Source organism: Streptomyces sp. NPDC006925, from assembly GCF_042869575.1.
Lineage (GTDB): Bacteria > Actinomycetota > Actinomycetes > Streptomycetales > Streptomycetaceae > Streptomyces.
Map to the genome: position 1 here is coordinate 179,536 of NZ_JBIAGB010000011.1, position 14,849 is coordinate 194,384.

Annotated in this window: 15 protein-coding genes; 7 read left to right on the top strand and 8 right to left on the bottom strand. The window is 73.8% G+C overall.

Going from position 1 to position 14,849, the window contains the following annotated elements; genetic code table 11:
* Positions 1–48 precede the first annotated feature (48 nt).
* The 3 genes from ACFYNS_RS17555 to ACFYNS_RS17565 form a co-directional block, all read right to left on the bottom strand.
* Positions 49–1,011, bottom strand: coding sequence for a universal stress protein (locus ACFYNS_RS17555; protein WP_388603669.1), 963 nt, complete (start codon positions 1,009–1,011; stop codon positions 49–51).
* Positions 1,012–1,218: 207 nt separating this feature from the next.
* Positions 1,219–2,676 carry a sensor histidine kinase gene (locus ACFYNS_RS17560; RefSeq protein ID WP_388603671.1) on the bottom strand — a complete coding sequence of 486 codons (1,458 nt, stop codon included), beginning with the start codon at positions 2,674–2,676 and terminating at the stop codon, positions 1,219–1,221.
* Position 2,677: 1 nt separating this feature from the next.
* Entirely contained in the window at positions 2,678–3,421 is a 744-nt protein-coding gene (locus ACFYNS_RS17565; protein WP_360303634.1) for a response regulator transcription factor, read from the bottom strand.
* Between the two features lie 177 nt (positions 3,422–3,598).
* On the opposite strand from ACFYNS_RS17565, the gene ACFYNS_RS17570 reads away from it, so the two are divergent.
* The 3 genes from ACFYNS_RS17570 to ACFYNS_RS17580 all read left to right on the top strand — a co-directional run bounded on the left by ACFYNS_RS17570 (position 3,599) and on the right by ACFYNS_RS17580 (position 6,319).
* Positions 3,599–4,969: a ferric reductase-like transmembrane domain-containing protein gene (locus ACFYNS_RS17570; RefSeq protein ID WP_388603674.1), complete on the top strand. Its 1,371-nt coding sequence runs from the start codon at positions 3,599–3,601 to the stop codon at positions 4,967–4,969.
* 77 nt (positions 4,970–5,046) lie between these two features.
* Positions 5,047–5,457: an FMN-binding protein gene (locus ACFYNS_RS17575; protein WP_360289359.1), complete on the top strand. Its 411-nt coding sequence runs from the start codon at positions 5,047–5,049 to the stop codon at positions 5,455–5,457.
* Positions 5,450–6,319, top strand: coding sequence for an FAD:protein FMN transferase (locus ACFYNS_RS17580; RefSeq protein ID WP_360289357.1), 870 nt, complete (start codon positions 5,450–5,452; stop codon positions 6,317–6,319). The genes ACFYNS_RS17575 and ACFYNS_RS17580 overlap by 8 nt, the downstream gene beginning before the upstream one ends.
* Positions 6,320–6,585: 266 nt before the next feature.
* Here the strand turns inward: ACFYNS_RS17580 and ACFYNS_RS17585 are convergent, their stop codons facing one another.
* Both ACFYNS_RS17585 and ACFYNS_RS17590 read right to left on the bottom strand, forming a co-directional pair.
* Positions 6,586–7,302 carry a CBS domain-containing protein gene (locus ACFYNS_RS17585; protein ID WP_360289355.1) on the bottom strand — a complete coding sequence of 239 codons (717 nt, stop codon included), beginning with the start codon at positions 7,300–7,302 and terminating at the stop codon, positions 6,586–6,588.
* Between the two features lie 20 nt (positions 7,303–7,322).
* Positions 7,323–8,318, bottom strand: a complete 996-nt coding sequence (locus tag ACFYNS_RS17590) for an Acg family FMN-binding oxidoreductase (protein WP_360289353.1) — start codon at positions 8,316–8,318, stop codon at positions 7,323–7,325.
* Positions 8,319–8,698: 380 nt separating this feature from the next.
* On the opposite strand from ACFYNS_RS17590, the gene ACFYNS_RS17595 reads away from it, so the two are divergent.
* Positions 8,699–9,031: a hypothetical protein gene (locus ACFYNS_RS17595; protein ID WP_360289351.1), complete on the top strand. Its 333-nt coding sequence runs from the start codon at positions 8,699–8,701 to the stop codon at positions 9,029–9,031.
* 115 nt (positions 9,032–9,146) lie between these two features.
* On the opposite strand, the gene ACFYNS_RS17600 is transcribed toward ACFYNS_RS17595, so the two are convergent.
* A complete protein-coding gene (locus tag ACFYNS_RS17600; RefSeq protein ID WP_360289349.1) occupies positions 9,147–9,653 on the bottom strand; it encodes a helix-turn-helix domain-containing protein in 507 nt (168 codons plus the stop codon).
* Positions 9,654–9,745: 92 nt separating this feature from the next.
* Here ACFYNS_RS17600 and ACFYNS_RS17605 point away from each other — a divergent pair, with 92 nt between their 5' ends.
* The gene (locus tag ACFYNS_RS17605) at positions 9,746–10,390 is read left to right on the top strand and encodes a dihydrofolate reductase family protein (protein ID WP_388603680.1); all 645 of its coding nucleotides are present in this window, start codon (positions 9,746–9,748) and stop codon (positions 10,388–10,390) included.
* 58 nt (positions 10,391–10,448) lie between these two features.
* On the opposite strand, the gene ACFYNS_RS17610 is transcribed toward ACFYNS_RS17605, so the two are convergent.
* Positions 10,449–10,937, bottom strand: a complete 489-nt coding sequence (locus ACFYNS_RS17610) for an Lrp/AsnC family transcriptional regulator (RefSeq protein WP_388603682.1) — start codon at positions 10,935–10,937, stop codon at positions 10,449–10,451.
* Between the two features lie 105 nt (positions 10,938–11,042).
* Between ACFYNS_RS17610 and ACFYNS_RS17615 the strand changes: the two genes are divergently transcribed.
* Positions 11,043–12,314 (top strand): APC family permease, encoded by a 1,272-nt coding sequence (locus ACFYNS_RS17615; protein WP_360289346.1) that lies wholly within the window; start codon positions 11,043–11,045, stop codon positions 12,312–12,314.
* Between the two features lie 812 nt (positions 12,315–13,126).
* Complete coding sequence (locus ACFYNS_RS17620; RefSeq protein WP_360289342.1) at positions 13,127–13,927, top strand: alpha/beta hydrolase; 801 nt, start codon at positions 13,127–13,129, stop codon at positions 13,925–13,927.
* Positions 13,928–14,194: 267 nt separating this feature from the next.
* On the opposite strand, the gene ACFYNS_RS17625 is transcribed toward ACFYNS_RS17620, so the two are convergent.
* On the bottom strand, positions 14,195–14,578 hold the full coding sequence (locus tag ACFYNS_RS17625; RefSeq protein WP_388603687.1) for a hypothetical protein: 384 nt from the start codon (positions 14,576–14,578) through the stop codon (positions 14,195–14,197).
* Positions 14,579–14,849 lie beyond the last annotated feature (271 nt).

The following is a 14,849-nucleotide window of genomic DNA, read 5'->3' on the forward strand; positions in this document are numbered from 1 at the left end:
TCCCCGCCCGCGCCGGCGGGGCGCCCGCGGACGTCGAGGACAGTGGCCTCAGGGGTGCGGCACCACGGCCACCGGTGCGGAAGCGTGGTGCATGACCCCGTGTGTCACGGGGCCGATGTGCGTGCCCAGCCGGGCGGCGCGGGCGCGCCGCCCCACGACCAGCAGCCGGGCCTCGGCGGCGGCCCGCGTCAGCAGTACCGCCGGCTGTTCCAGGACGGCGCGCGCGTCCACCGCCACCTCGGGGTAGCGCTCGGCCCACGGCTCCACCGCCTGCTTCAGCAGCGCCGCGCGTTCGCCCAGCACGTCCTCCAGCGCCGTCGCGGCCAGCGGCAGCGGTCGCGCCCCGTAGACGGGCGGCGGCTCCCACCCGTGCAGGACCGTCAGCGGCGCGCCCCACCTCCGAGCTGCCGCGAAGGCGAACTCCAGCAGCTCCGCGGCCGGTTCCCGCACGTCGAAGCCCGCGACCACGCCGGGTGCCGGGTGCGCGGAGACCCGCTCCGCGGGGTCGCCGGTCCGCCGTGCGGCGCTCTGCTCCGTGCGGGAGGAGTCCCGCACGAGGACGAGGGGGCACCGGGTGTGGGCGACCACCGGGAGGGCGACGGAGCCGACCAGGAAGCCGTGCACGGCGCCCAGTCCGCGCGAGCCGAGAACCAGCAGCTCGGCGTCGCCCGACAGCTCCGTCAGGACCCCCGCAGCGGCCCCCTCCAGCACCGAGGTGCTGATCGGCAGGGCCGGGTGCGCGGCGCGCAACTGGGCCGAGACCGTCGGCAGCACATCGGACGCCTCCGCCTGCCCGCCCGGCTCGGGTGCCGCCTCCGCCTGCCCCTCCGGTTCCCGTGCCGCCTCCGCTCGCCCCTCCGGCTCCCGCCCCGCAGCGGCACCCTCCGGCCCCGTCCGGACCGCCACCAGGCGCAGGGCCGACTCCCAGCGCTGCGCGGTACCGGCTGCCCACCGCGCAGCCGCCGTGCTCTCGGGCGAGCCGTCGAGACCCACCGTGAAGCTCGGGCCCATCTCGCACCCTCTTTCACCAGGACCGATATGCCCGCTGTGCCGGGCATCGGGTACATCGTCAGCGTCGCGCTCGGTCCGGGCGCTGTCCACCGGTGCCGTTCCGCGGGAAGCCGTACCGGGCGCCGCGCCGGTGCCCGTCACCGGGACGGGCCGGTGCGACCCGGTCCAGGCCGGGCCGTCCCGGCCGACGGGCCCGGTGTCCGGCGGTCAGTCGTCCTCGACCGGGCGCCCCGGGGACTCCGCGAGCAGCGTGATGCGGAAGCAGGTGTGCCCCGGGCGGCTCTCGACGCCGGTCGTGCCGCCGTGTGCGGAGACGACGGCATCGACGATGGCGAGCCCCAGGCCCGTGGACCCCTGCTCCCGCGAGCGTCCCGCCTCGCCCCGGGTGAACCGGTGGAAGACCTGGTCGAGGAGTTCACGGGGGATTCCGGGCCCGTCGTCGGTGATGGTCAGGACGGCCTCCCGCGCCTCGCGGCCGAGGACCACCTCCACCCGGGTACCGGGCGGAGTGTGCCGGCCGGCATTGGTGAGCAGGTTGCTCACCACCTGCTGCAGGCGGAATCCGTCACCGGCGACGACGACCGGCGCCGCGGGCAGGTCGAGGGTCCAGCGGTGTTCCGGATACAGCGTCCGGCAGTCCTCCGCCGCGTCCAGCAGCAGCCGCGTCAGGTCGACCGGCTCCCGCTCCAGCGAGCGCCCCGCGTCCAGCCGTGCCAGCAGCAGCAGTTCGTCCACCAGGACGCTCATCCGGCGGGACTCGGCAGCCACCCGCTCCAGCGCACGGCGGACGTCGCCGGGCACGGGACCGGGGTGCCGCAGCGCGAGTTCGGCACGCGCCCGCACGTTCGCCACGGGGGTGCGCAACTCGTGGCCCGCGTCGGCGGCGAAGGTCCGCAGCCGCTCCTCGACGGCGTGCCGCCGGTCCAGCGCGTCCCCCACGTGCCCGAGCATCCGGTTGATCGCCGTCGCCACCCGCCCGACCTCCGTCGCCGGATCCGCCCGGGGCACCGGCGGTGGCATGTCCACCTGCCCCGAGGCCAGCGGCAGTTCGGCGACCCGGTCCGCCGTGTCCGCCACCCGCTCCAGCGGCAGCAGGGACCTGCGCACCCACAGCGCGCCCACGGCCCCGGTGGCCGCCAGGGCGAGCCCGAACACCCCCGCCTCCACGGCTTCCAGACGGTGCAGGGTCTCCTCGACCGGGTGCAGGGGCAGCCCTGTCAGCAGGGTGTCGTGCTCGTCCCCGGACCAGGCCGCCACCCGGTAGTCACCGGCCCCGGTCAACGAGACGGTGTGCCCCCGGCCGTCCCGCGGCACGGCGACCAGGGCGCGCCTGTCGGCCGGGGTCAACTCGAGGCGGTCGTCATCGGTGTCCTTGACGACGGCGGCCCCCACGACCCGGCCGCCGACGATCCGCGCCCCCAGCGTGTCCTCCGCCTGCCCCCGGGTGTCCCCGTCGTTGTCCGCGTCGGGTGCGTGCTCGTGCTCCAGGCTGGCGGCGAACCGGCCGCGCCCGGCGGTGAGCTGCTCGTCCAGCCGGTCCGTGAGGAAACCCCGCAGCGCCAGCACGGTGGCGGCCCCCACGGAGGTGCAGACCACCGCCAGCAGGACCACCAGGCCGAGGATGAGGCGGCCGCGCAGCGAGCGGGGCGCGCGTGGGCGGCGCACCTCAGTTCCCCTCGGGCCGCAGCACGTAGCCGACGCCGCGCACCGTGTGGATCAGCGGCGGCCGGCCCGCGTCGATCTTCTTGCGCAGATAGCTGATGTACAGCTCCACCACATGGGAGCGCCCGCCGAAGTCGTAGGACCAGACGTGGTCGAGGATCTGCGCCTTCGACAGCACCCGGCGGGGATTGCTCATCAGATAGCGCAGCAGCTCGAACTCGGTGCGGGAGAGGTCCACAGGGGTGCCACCGCGCGTCACCTCGCGCGCCTCCTCGTCCAGCACCAGGTCGGCCACGATCAGCCGGGGGCCCGTCGGCTCCGCGGCGGCGGCCGGTCCGGCCCTGCGCAGCAGCCCCCGCAGCCGCGCCAGCACCTCCTCCAGGCTGAACGGCTTGGTGACGTAGTCGTCCCCGCCCGCCGTGATGCCCGTCACCCGGTCCTCGACGGCGTCCCGCGCCGTGAGGAACAGCACGCACACCTCCGGCCGGGCGGCCCGCAGGGTGCGCAGCACGGCCAGCCCGTCCTGGTCGGGCAGCATCCAGTCCAGCACGACGGCGTCGGGCTCGAACTCGGCCGCGCGGCTGAGGGCGGCGGCCCCGGTCCGGGCCGTGCGCACCCGCCAGCCCTCCTCGCGCAGGGCGACGGCCAGGACCTCCGTCAGGTCCTCCTCGTCGTCCACGACGAGGACGCGGGCCGGGCTGCCGTCCGGCCGCAGCGGTCCGGTCGGGGTACAGGCGGAGTGGTCCATGGTGCTTCCAGGGTCGCCGATCCTTCCGCCCGTGCGGGGCCGCCTCGCCTATGAATTCCCTCTGAACCGCACAGCGGGACGCTTCCTCAGAGGCTTCTCTGAAGAAGCGGGGCCACCGTGGGCGTCGTCGCCGGGCACCGTGCCCGGTGCGCCGTCCCGGCCGCAAGGAGGCCCCGCATGGCAGCCCACGCCGCACGTAGCACCCCGCCGCGCCGCGGCCGGGCCGGGCTGCCCCTGCCCGGCCGCGACACCTGGGCCGTTCTCCTCACGTCCGTCGCGGGCTGGCTGGGGGCCGCCGGTGTGGTGGCCCTGTGGTGGGCCGACACCGGGTCGGTGGTCGGCGCGGCGGGCTGGCTGACCGGCGCCGGGCGGCTGACCGGGCTGCTGGCGGGATACCTGTGCGCGGTCCTGGTCGTCCTGATGGCGCGGATACCGATGCTCGACCGCACCCTGGGCACCGACCGGCTCGCCCGCTGGCACGCCGCCGCGGGCCGCTACACGATCTCCCTGATCCTGGCGCACGCCGTGCTGATCATCGAGGGGTACGCGCTCACCGGGGGAACCGGGCCGGTGCGGCAGACCGCCCGGTTGGTCCTGGACTACCCGGACATGCTCAAGGCCACCGCCGCCTGCGGGCTGTTCCTGGCCACCGCCGTCGTCTCGGCCCGAGCGGCCCGGCGCAGGCTCAGCTACGAGACGTGGTACTTCCTGCACCTGCTGACCTACGCGGCGATCTTCCTCGCCTTCGGCCACCAGTTGAGCAACGGCGCCGAGTTCACCGGCGACCCGGCCGCGCGGGCCGCCTGGTACGCGCTCTACGCGACGGCCGCGGGGCTGCTGGTGGTCTTCCGGCTGCTGGCCCCCCTGCGGTTCGGCCTGCGGCACCGCCTCCGGGTCGCCGAGGTGCGCCCCGAGGGCCCCGGCGTCGTCTCCGTCCGGCTCACGGGACGCCGGCTGGGCGAGATGGCGGCCCGGGAGGGGCAGTTCTTCCGCTGGCGGTTCCTCGACCGGCGCCTGTGGTGGACCGCGACCCCCTACTCGCTGTCCGCCCCCGTCGGACCGCACGGGATGCGGATCACGGTCAAGGCGGCGGGCGGGCACAGCGCCGCCCTCGCCCGGCTGCGGCCCGGCACCCGGGTGTGGGCCGAGGGCCCCTACGGGGCGATGACCGCGGCGCGCGCCCGCTCCTCGAAGAGCCTGCTGCTGGCGGGCGGGGTCGGAATCGCCCCGCTGCGTGCCCTGTTCGAGACACTGCCGGGCGATCCCGTACTGCTCTTCCGGGCCCGCACCCCGAACGACCTGGTGCTGCGCGAGGAACTCGACGCCATCGCCGCGGCGCGCGGAGCCCGGGTGCACTACTCGGTCAGTGAACCGCCCGGCCTGCGGCTGCCCATGGAACCGGGCGCGCTGCGCGCACTGGTGCCGGACGTCGCGGAGCGGGACTGCTTCGTCTGCGGGCCGCCGGGGATGGCCGAGGCCGCCCGGTCCGCTCTCGTGGCCGCCGGAGTCCCGTCCCGCCGCATCCATCAAGAAGCCTTCGCCCTGTGACGCGGAGCCCTCGCTCCGCGTGCCGCCGGGCCTTCACTCCACAGGCAGTGCCCGCACTCCGCAAAGGGGAGAGAACCGTGCGACGCGTCGTCATCACCTCCGCCGTCACCCTCGTCGCCCTGGTCACCGTCCTGGCCGGCAAGCCCCACCGGCCGCCGGACGGTCCCGGCACCCGGGCCGCGGGCGGCGGCACCGCTCCGGCCGCCGGCCGCACCGGCGTCTTCACCGGGGACGTCGTCCCGACCGAGTACGGGCCCGTGCAGCTGCGGATCACGCTCGCCAAGGGCCATCTCACCCGGGTCGAGGCCGTACGACTGCCCGACGGCAACGCCCGCGACCGGGAGATCGCCGCCTCGGCCGTTCCACAGCTCACCCGCGAGGCGCTCACCGCGCAGAGCGCCCGGATCGACGCGGTGTCCGGCGCGACCTACACCAGCGACGGATACATCCGCTCCCTGCAGAGCGCGCTGGACCGCTCCCATGGCTGACTCCGCGGCCCGGACCGTTTCCGCGGCGCCGGCCGCTCCCTCCGCTCCCGTCGACCACGCCGCTCCGTTCCGGCACAGCGAGCCGGTCATGGGCACCGTCTTCTCCTTCGCACTCGACCATCCGCCCGAGCCCCGCGTCCGCCGCGCCCTGGACCAGGCGGTGGCGCTGCTGCACCATCTCGACCGGCTCTACTCGCCCTTCCGCCCGGACAGCGTCGTGAGCAGGATGAACCGGGGCGAACTCGGTCGGGCCCGGGCGCCGCGCGAGGCCGTACGGATGCTGGAACTCGCGGACCGCGCCCACAGCGCCACCCGCGGCGCCTTCGACGCCTGGGCCACCGGCCGCCTCGACCCCAGCGGCGTGGTGAAGGGGTGGGCCGTCGAGGAGGCCTACCGGACACTGCGCCGCGCCGGAGCGCCCCGCTCCTGCGTGAACGGCGGCGGCGACGTGCGCCTGGGCCCCGCCGCCCGACCCGGCGCGGTCCGGCGTACCGGGATCGTCGACCCGCGCCGCCCGGACCGGCTGCTGACGGTCGTCGAGGGCGCCGACTGCGCGGTCGCCACGTCCGGCCCCGGCGAGCGCGGCCGACACATCACCGACCCGCGCACGGGAGAGCCCGCCACCGGACTGCTGTCGGCCACCGTGACCGGACCCGACGCGGCGTGGGCGGACGTGTTCGCGACGGCGTCAATGGTCCTCGGCCCGGCGGCGGCCCATACGTGGATCCGCGCGCACCCCGGCTACGCCCTCCTCACCGTCGCCGACGACGGAACCGTACGAGCCGGGCCGGACTTCCCCTGTGGAGCAGCGGACCTCCGGGAGCCGGGTGGGCCCTTCCCCGGGGGAGCGGCCCCGTCGTGATTGCGAGGTCCGACGCTCCTCGGTGGAGCAGCCGAACCTCCGGACTCTTCCTCGCGGCAGCGCGGCACCCGGCACCCGGCAGCGGCGCCGCGTGCGCGTGCCGACCGGAGGCGGGGGCCGGGCCGACGGAACCCGGGCGAGGGTGCGCCGGTCCGAGCAGACCGGCCGGGCAGGTCAGGGCGGCGGGCCGGTCACCCGGCCGACCGGTCACACCGGCCGAGCACCGGCCGACCGGTCACACCGGCCGAGCAGACCGATCGGGCAGCTCAGGCCGCCGCAGATGCCTGCCCCGGCCCGCCGAGTCCGACCCGCACGTCCACCACCCCTTCGAGGGCCAGCACCGTGCGGACCACCAGCGGAACCAGTTCGGGATCCGACGCCCGGCCCGACAGGGTGACGACACCGTCGTGCACTTCGGCCCGCAGCTCGCCGACGGCTCCGGACAGCGGTGCGAGGATCTCCGCACGCACCGCCCGCGCGATCTCCTCGTCGGAACGCAGATAGACGCTGAGCACGTCCGCGCGGCTCACGATGCCGATCAACCGGCCGTCCCCGTCGATCACCGGGAGGCTCTTCAGCTTCTTGGCCGCCAGGATCCGGGCGGCCTCGCTCACCCGGGTACCGCTCCGCACCGTCACCGCGGGGCTCGTCATCAGATCCGCCGCCGAGCCGCGCTGCCGGCCGGGCCCGCCGTGCACCGCGGCGTCCGCTCCCGGAGCGCGGCGGACACCTTCCGCGTCGTCGGGCGCGGGAAGCAGATCACCCTCGGAGACCACACCGATCACCCGGCCGTCGCCTTCGAGTACGGGCACGGCACCGACCCGCCACTCGCGCAGCGTCCTGACGATCTGCTTGAAGCCCGCGGTGCTTCCCACGGCGACGACCGTGTGCGTCATCACGTCACCGACGGTGCGCGGTGAGGACGGCTGCGCGGCGCCCCCGGTATGCGACGCCCGGTCGGCCGGGGCCCTCATGGTGCTCATGACTGCCTCCCTCGGATCCCTCAGGGAGCTGTGTCCAGGACGTCCTGGACGGAACGGCGGGGAGTGCGCGCCCCCATCGGCCCGTACCCCAGCCGCATGATCATCTGGACCGGCCCCGCACCCGCCACCGGATCCCGCAGCAGCCAGCGCAGTTCCTGCCGCTCCAGGGCCTGGGTGGCGAACGAGCCGGCCACGCCTTCCCGCGTGGCCAGCAGCAGCACGCGCTCCATGGCCTGCCCGGCGGCCACCCAGTCCAGCGGCCGGTCCTCGCGGGTGGAGACGACCGCGAGCTGTGGCATCCGCTCGAAGGCCGCCGACCCACGGTCGGTCTCGGCGTGGCCGCGGGCGAAGTCCCGGACCGGCGCCCTGCCCTCCCGCTTGCGCGTGCCGAGGCTGTACTCGGGGATCCCGTCCCGCGTGGTGTCCGAGGCGGCGGCGCCGGTGCGCACCCACTTCTGCTCGTCGGGATCACCCGTGAGGCGCGACTCCGACTCCGCGTCCTCGATCACGTCGAGGATCAGTTCCAGATGCCAGCCGGAGGGGAAACTGAGCATCGCACCCTCGCTCCGCGCCTGGTCGGCCAGGCGCTGCCGCAGCGGGCCCGGGAGAGGGGTCTCGGCATAGGGGTAGCGGCTGGTGTGACGTGCGGAGACGGCCCCGTGGAGTCCGGCCAGGTCGTAGTCGATCTCGTGCGGAGCGGCACGTTCCAGGCGCACGGTGGCCAGCGGCTCGGCGGTGTCGGCCGCGCTGTGCACGGTCGCCACCGGCCGCAGACCCGCATGCCATGCCGACACCCGGAGGTTGAGCAGTGCCGCACCGCATCCGATGTGCAGTGCCCGGCCTTCCGGATCCGCCGTCGGCATGGCGCGCAGCCTGTCCGCGTAGAGGTCGACCACGTGCGCCGTGCGGTGGTGGACGAAGCGCCACGGCTGGGCATTGTGCATGGAGGGCGCTGCGACCGCGTCGCCGACCAGTTCCCTGACGAGCGCGTCGTCGAGTTGCGGAGTTGCCGACATGACAGCCTCCCTTCACCTCCAGCGTGAACCCGATGGCGCCGCAGGGCCAGCGGTCACCCGGCGCGCTCCAGCGGCTTCCCAGCACGGCGCCACGCACCGACCCCGCCGCTTCTTCCCTTGCCGTACCACGCAGGTGCTTCGCCTGCGATGACCGCTGGCTGCCCGCCGGCTGCATGCTGTGGGACGTGCGACGCCCCGGGCAGCCGCAGCGACCCCGAGCCGACCGCTTCTCCCCACGTCCTCTTCCCCACGTCCTCGGCCCGGTCTCGTAGCGCCGGGGGAGAGGGCGGACCGGGGAGGGGCGGTGGTGCCGGGCGTCGAACGGTCCGGCATAGCCTGCGCAGGGAGGAAACTGAGTGCGAATCGGGAGGCGTTGGGTGATGTCTGGGGAGACCGAGACCCTTGAGGAGGCGTTGGACGAGGTCAGGCTGTGGTCCCGGTTCCTGGCCGGGCTGGCCCTCGCCGCGGTGGTGACCGTGACGATCATGCTGTGCGTTCCACTCAAGGAAGAGGGTGGCTCCTCCTGCGGGCCGACCATCGCTCCGGAAGCCCGTCGCTTGAACACCGTGGAGTGCAATACCCGCCACATACGCCAGATCGGGTACGCCGGTCTCCTCTTGGCCGCAGGGCTCGGTTGCGGGGTCGTCAGCTTCCTCCTCCGCATCGAGCGGCGCCCGCCACGACCCGACGGAGGTGCCGCGGAGGCGGACTGACTCCCTGCCGCACCCCAGTCTTTGGTCCCGTCGAGGCGCCAGTTGTGCCGATATCGGTGGGTGCCCGGGAGGGGATCTTCGCGGGCTCCCGCGAGGAGGTCCGGGACGGCGGCGGTCAGCGGGCCTGTGACTCCTGCGACCGCACGGCTTCGTAGGCCTGTTGCATGCGTTCGGAGACGCTGGGGCTCTTCGGGTTCTCGCGGGCGATGCCGAGGTGGGTCTCGCGCAGTTCGTCCATGAGGTCCTCCACGAGTTCCGGGGAACCTTCCGCGAGAATGCGGGCGCGCACCGCGAGCTCCGGGGTGGTGGGCCGGTGCCGTACCCCCCACGCCCCGAGCGCGGCCATCACCGGGAGGGTCTGGATGCCGGCTTCGGTGAGGGTGTAGGTCGCCTTCTGGCCACGCGTGGCGTCGTCACGGGTGAGCAGCCCTGTCTCGACGAGCTTCCGCAGCCGGCCGGCGAGGATGTTGGAGGCGATCCCCTCCTCGTTCCGGAGTTGCAGATCCCGGAAGTGCCGCCGGCCACCGAAGATCACGTCACGCAGCACGATCAGCGTCCAGGGGTCTCCCAGGACCTCCAGTGCGGCGTTGATCGCGCACCCCGAACGCGGCTTCTCGCGCAACACGTACCTCCTGAGCGATTGCGATATGCAACTCCTGCATCATAGGCTTCCCTCATCCAGTTGCATTTCGCAAGCACTGTTCGGAGGGTCGCATGGCCAGGGTCCGCGTGCACAACTTCAACGTCTCGCTCGACGGCTACAGCGCAGGCGAGACGGTCACGCTCGACAAGCCCATCGGGGAGGCCGGAGCGCTGTTCGCGCGCTTCGACGGACGGTTCATCCACGGCGTGGACGCCGTGGACGCCCCGATCACCCTCGACCGTGCTCTCACGAGCACCTGGGGCCAGGGCATCGGGGCGGAGATCATGGGCCGGGGCAAGTTCGGCCCGCAGACCGGCGAGTGGACCGACGAGGACTGGCGAGGCTGGTGGGGCGACGCACCCCCCTTCCACACACCCGTGGTGGTGCTCACCCACCACCGGCGGGCCCCCATCTCCTTCGACAACGGGACGAGTTTCCACTTCCTCGACGCCACACCCGAGGACGCTCTCGCCTACGCCCAGGACCTGGCCGGTGACCGGGACATCCGGATCGGCGGCGGCCCCACCACCGTCCGGCAGTTCCTGGCAGCCGACCTCGTCGACTTCCTGCACCTGGTCACCGTGCCCGTCGTCCTCGGCGCCGGGGTGTCGATGTGGGACGGGCTCACCGGAGTCCAGGACCGCTTCACCGTCGAATCGGCGACCTCGGCAAGCGGGCTCACGCACCAGTTCTGGAATCGCATCGGCGCCGACTGAGCGGACGGATCCGAGCCGCCCGGTCGGTCTCCGGACGGCTCAACCTCCGAGGGACAGTTCAACGCCGGGACGGCCAGTGGTCCACCGGCAGCGGGCCGCGGTTGACCACCGTGCGGATGGCGAAGGTGCTCCGCGCGTCACGAACCGGGCCGATCGCGAGGATCTCATCGAGCAGCACCACCTCGTAGGCGGCCAGGTCCGGGACGGCCACCTCGACGAGGAAGTCGGCCTCTCCCGACACCACATGGCAGGCGACGACCGCGGGAATCGCGATCAGCGCCTCCTCGATCAAGCGGGAGGTTGCCCGGGAGTGCTGCTCGACTGTGAGCGCCACGAACGCCGTCAGGCCCAAGCCGACGCGGTCGCGGTCCAGTTCGGCGCGGTAGCCGGAGATGATGCCGTCGGCCTCCAGCGTCTTGGTGCGCCGCAGACAGGACGAGGGGGAGAGGCGCACGGCTTCGGCGAGATCGACGTTCGCCATCCGTCCGTTGCGCTGCAGGTGCTCAAGGATCGAACGATCGATGCGGTCGTAAGGAGAGCTCGGCATGATGTGCAGAATAGGGGGCGTCGAGACGCACGGTATTGCGCAGAACCGGCTGTGGGCGCCGCAACTCGCCATCGGGTGCCGCGTGGACCGGGCCATGCTCGCTCCATGTCTGACTCGCCGTCCGCACCGCCCGCGCACCTGTCCACAGCCGGAGCCGCGGCTCTGTACATCGGAGCCCTGCTCGGCCCGAGCATGCTGCTGCTGCCCGGCCTCGCCGTCCGGAAGGCCGGGCCCGCTTCCCTGCTGGTCTGGCTGGCGCTGCTCGTGCTCTCCGGCCTCATCGCCGCCGTGTTCAGCCGGCTCGGCATCCGGATGGGCTCGACGGTCGGCGCCGCCGGCTACACCGCCGCCGGCCTCGGCCCCCGTGCCGGGCATGCCGCCGCCTGGTGCTTCCTCGCCGGGGTCGTCACCGGGGCACCTGTGGTCTGCCTCATCGGCGGCGCGTATGTCGCCGAGCTGCTCGGAGGCGGCACCCGGGCGGCGTTCGCGGCGGCGGTGTGCCTGCTGGCGCTGGTCCTGGCGATCAGACTGGTCGGCGTGCGGACGGGCACCTCACTCCAGTTGGCGCTGGTGGCCGTGCTCGTCGCCTTGGTGGTGCTCGCTGTGGCCGGTGCGGCCCCCGAGGCGCACGCCGGCCACTGGACGCCGTTCACCCCCCACGGGTGGTCCGGAATCGCGGGGGCGGCCTCCCCGCTGATGCTCGCCTTCGTGGGGTGGGAGGCGGCAGCGCCGCTCACCGTCCGGCTGCGCGACCCGGGCAGGCAGCTGCCGCGGGTTGTCGCGGTCGCCTTCGCCGTCACCGCGGTCCTCTACCTCGCGATGGCCGGCGCCACCGTCGCGGTCCTGGGGCCCGCCACGGACGGGGCGGTGCCGCTGGCGGACCTGTTGCGCGTCGCCATCGGACGCCTGGGCCCGCAACTGGCCGCCGCGTGCGCGATCGCACTGACCCTGGCCGCGACCAACGCCTACCTGACAGGAGCCGCCGCCATGGCCGCGGCCCTGGTACGCGACGCGGCGAGAGGGCCCAGCACGCTGTTCGGGAAGAGCCCCGCAGACCGGCGCGAGCGGCACGGATCGGTGCGCATCGTGGTGGCCATCGCCGCCGTCAGCGCCCTCCTGCTCGGCCTGGTCGGTGCCGGAGCCGTGACGACCGCACAGCTCGTCGGTCTGCCCACCACCCTCTTCCTGGCCGTGTATCTGGGCTGCATGGCCTCCGCCGCGCGCCTCCTGACCGGCGCCCTACGCCTCGCGGCGGGAACAGCCTGCGTGGTGGTGCTCCTCCTCCTGGCGCTCGCGGGCCGGCCCGTACTCGTCGCACTCGCCGTGGCCCTGGTGGCGGGATCGCGGACTCCCCTCTCCATGCCGGCGCCGGTCTGACGCCACCGGCGAACCGACCCGCGTGTCCCCGGCAGACGACGGTCATCGTTCCTGTCGACACAAGCCGGCCCGTAGGGCGGCATATTCTTCGACCATGTCGAGCATGCCGCCGGCCACACGAGTCGAGCCGGACGCAGAGACAACCGATTTCGGCGAGACGCCGGCCGGGCACGCCCACATGCCGCCCGTGCATGTTGAGGAGCGGCTGAGCGGCTGAGCGGCTGAGCGGCTGAGCGACTGCGCTGCGGCGCTCGACGCGTACGAAGAGGCACCGGCTTCTCCGAACCCCATGCCGTGCCCCCGATTTCGACGTGGACCGCATCCCCTTCTGGGAGACCTGGCTGGAACCCGTCAGGGGCTGCCGGGAGTTCAGCACCTCGATCAGTGGCGACGGCTGGGACGTCATCCGCTACACGGGCGGCAGGGCCACCGCCCGCATCACCCACGGCGGCCGGAAGGGAGAGAGCGTCGTGGATCGGCTGGACCACCGGTTCCACGCGGCGCAACGACTCCTCCACGCCCATAGGCCGGTCCCCGGCGGTGCTTCCCTGCCTCTGCCGCCGAAGCCGGCATGGCCGGGGGTGCGGTGCGACGGGGCCTGGACACTTGTAGTCGGTCCCGACGGGGCGGGGCAGCCGGTTTCGGCGTAGCCCTGCGGCGGGGGCGGCCCGGCTGAGAGCGGCGGGCACGTGGGCGTGCCCCGGCCATCGGCCCGGCTGCCCGGCCGGCCCAGTACCGACGCGGTGCGCTGTGACATCGCAGCACGCCAACCGCAGAGACGACAGCGACAGCGACGAAGGAGACGTTCTGAGATGACGGATATGGACAGGGCCGCCGCGCACCGTGAGGCCCGGCGTGGCGGCGACACGACGATCCGCTACACGGTGAGCGGCCCCGCCGACGGGCCGACGCTGGTTCTCGTCCATGGCTGGGCGTGCGACCGGGGCGACTTCGACGCGCTCACCCGGCATCTGCCCGAGGACTGCCGGGTCCTGGCCGTGGACCTGGCCGAGCACGGCGAGTCGCGGTCCACCCGGACGGTTTGGACGATGGAGGAGTTCGCCCGCGACGTGGTGGCCGTGCTGGAGGCCGAGTCGGTCGGCTCGGCCGTGGTCGCCGGGCACTCGATGGGCGGAGCCGTCGCCGTCGAGGTCGGGCGGATGCTCCCGGAGCGGGTCTCGCGCGTGGTCGCCCTGGACGCGCTGCACTACCTGGCGCTGTTCCCCGCCCAGGAAGAGGCCCGGGCGCGGAAGGTGCTGCGAGCGTTCCGGGAGGACTTCCCCGCGGCGGTACGGGGCCTGGTCGAGGGAGGGACGCCGCAGGGCACCGACCCCGCACTGACCGAGATCTACACGGCGAAGATGTCGCGCGTGCGGCAGCCGGCGGGGCTGCGCTCCATCGAGGGTCTGGTGTCCTGGGACATGGACGCGGCGCTGCGCGAGACAAGTCAGCCGATCACCGTGTTCGCGATACGCGCCCTCACCAGCCAGGAAGCCATCGACCGCTACCAGGACCGCCTCGAGTTCGTCCTCGTCGACCTGGGAACCCACCACTTCCCCGCCGAGTCCCCCGAAGCCACCGCCGGGCTCCTCACCGAGACCGCGACCCGGTAGGACGAGCTCGCCGAACCGGCCCGGCGCACCAACCCGGCGCCGCACTGACCCCATTGGCCGACGGCTGCCGAAGCGGGCGGGAACGGCAGCGCCACTCGGCCCGCCCGCTCCCGAGGAGCTGAGGGAGCCCGCCGGAGCGGCCATCGGCCGGGCCCTGGAGGTGGGCGCGACCGCCTCACCTTCGGCATCCACCGGCTCGTCGCCGACGACGTGTCCCCGGAGGCGTCCTGTTTCGCCGCCGCCCGGGTCGGGGGCCGGCCGCCCTCGTTACCAGATCCACATCCCGCCGAGGACGGAGGTCCGGCCGCTCTCGTCGACGCCGACCATGTGGGCCGCCTCGGGGCCACCGCTCGAATCGGGGTCCAGCGGAACGACGAGGCGGTGCTCGCCGAAGTCCAGGGCGAGGATCCGATCCGGATCCAGTTCACAGCCGTCGACGGTCTCGCCGATGTAGCGGAGCATGAGTTCCGGCGACCCCGGTGCGGGAAAACGCCACTCACGGCCTCCGTACACCCCCGAGGGGTCGCTCAGAGCCCGCAGAACCGGCCCGTCGAATTGCAGCTCGACGTAGCCGCGTGTGAACGACACGGCGCTGACCTCCGAACCCATCAGCAGCCGGAGCGGGTCGTCGGAGCTGTTCTCAATGGTCACAGGCTCATGCTGGCAGAATCCGCCGTCGGCCGGCAGCTGACAACGCGTGGTCCGATGGCTGCTGCCCACGCAGTCGGGCTGCTCGGTCGGGGCTGTCGCAGAAGGCCGCTCCGATGCGGCAAGAGGAGATCACCGGTCGACGGACGCAGGCGCGGCTCGCTCTCTCCGGGCGGACCGGAAGTCAGACGCATCTGCCCTCCAGCCACGTGGCGGACTCCGCGGCCCGCCAGGTCGCCCTCCGAACCCGAAGCGTGGAGGAGCCCAGAAAGCT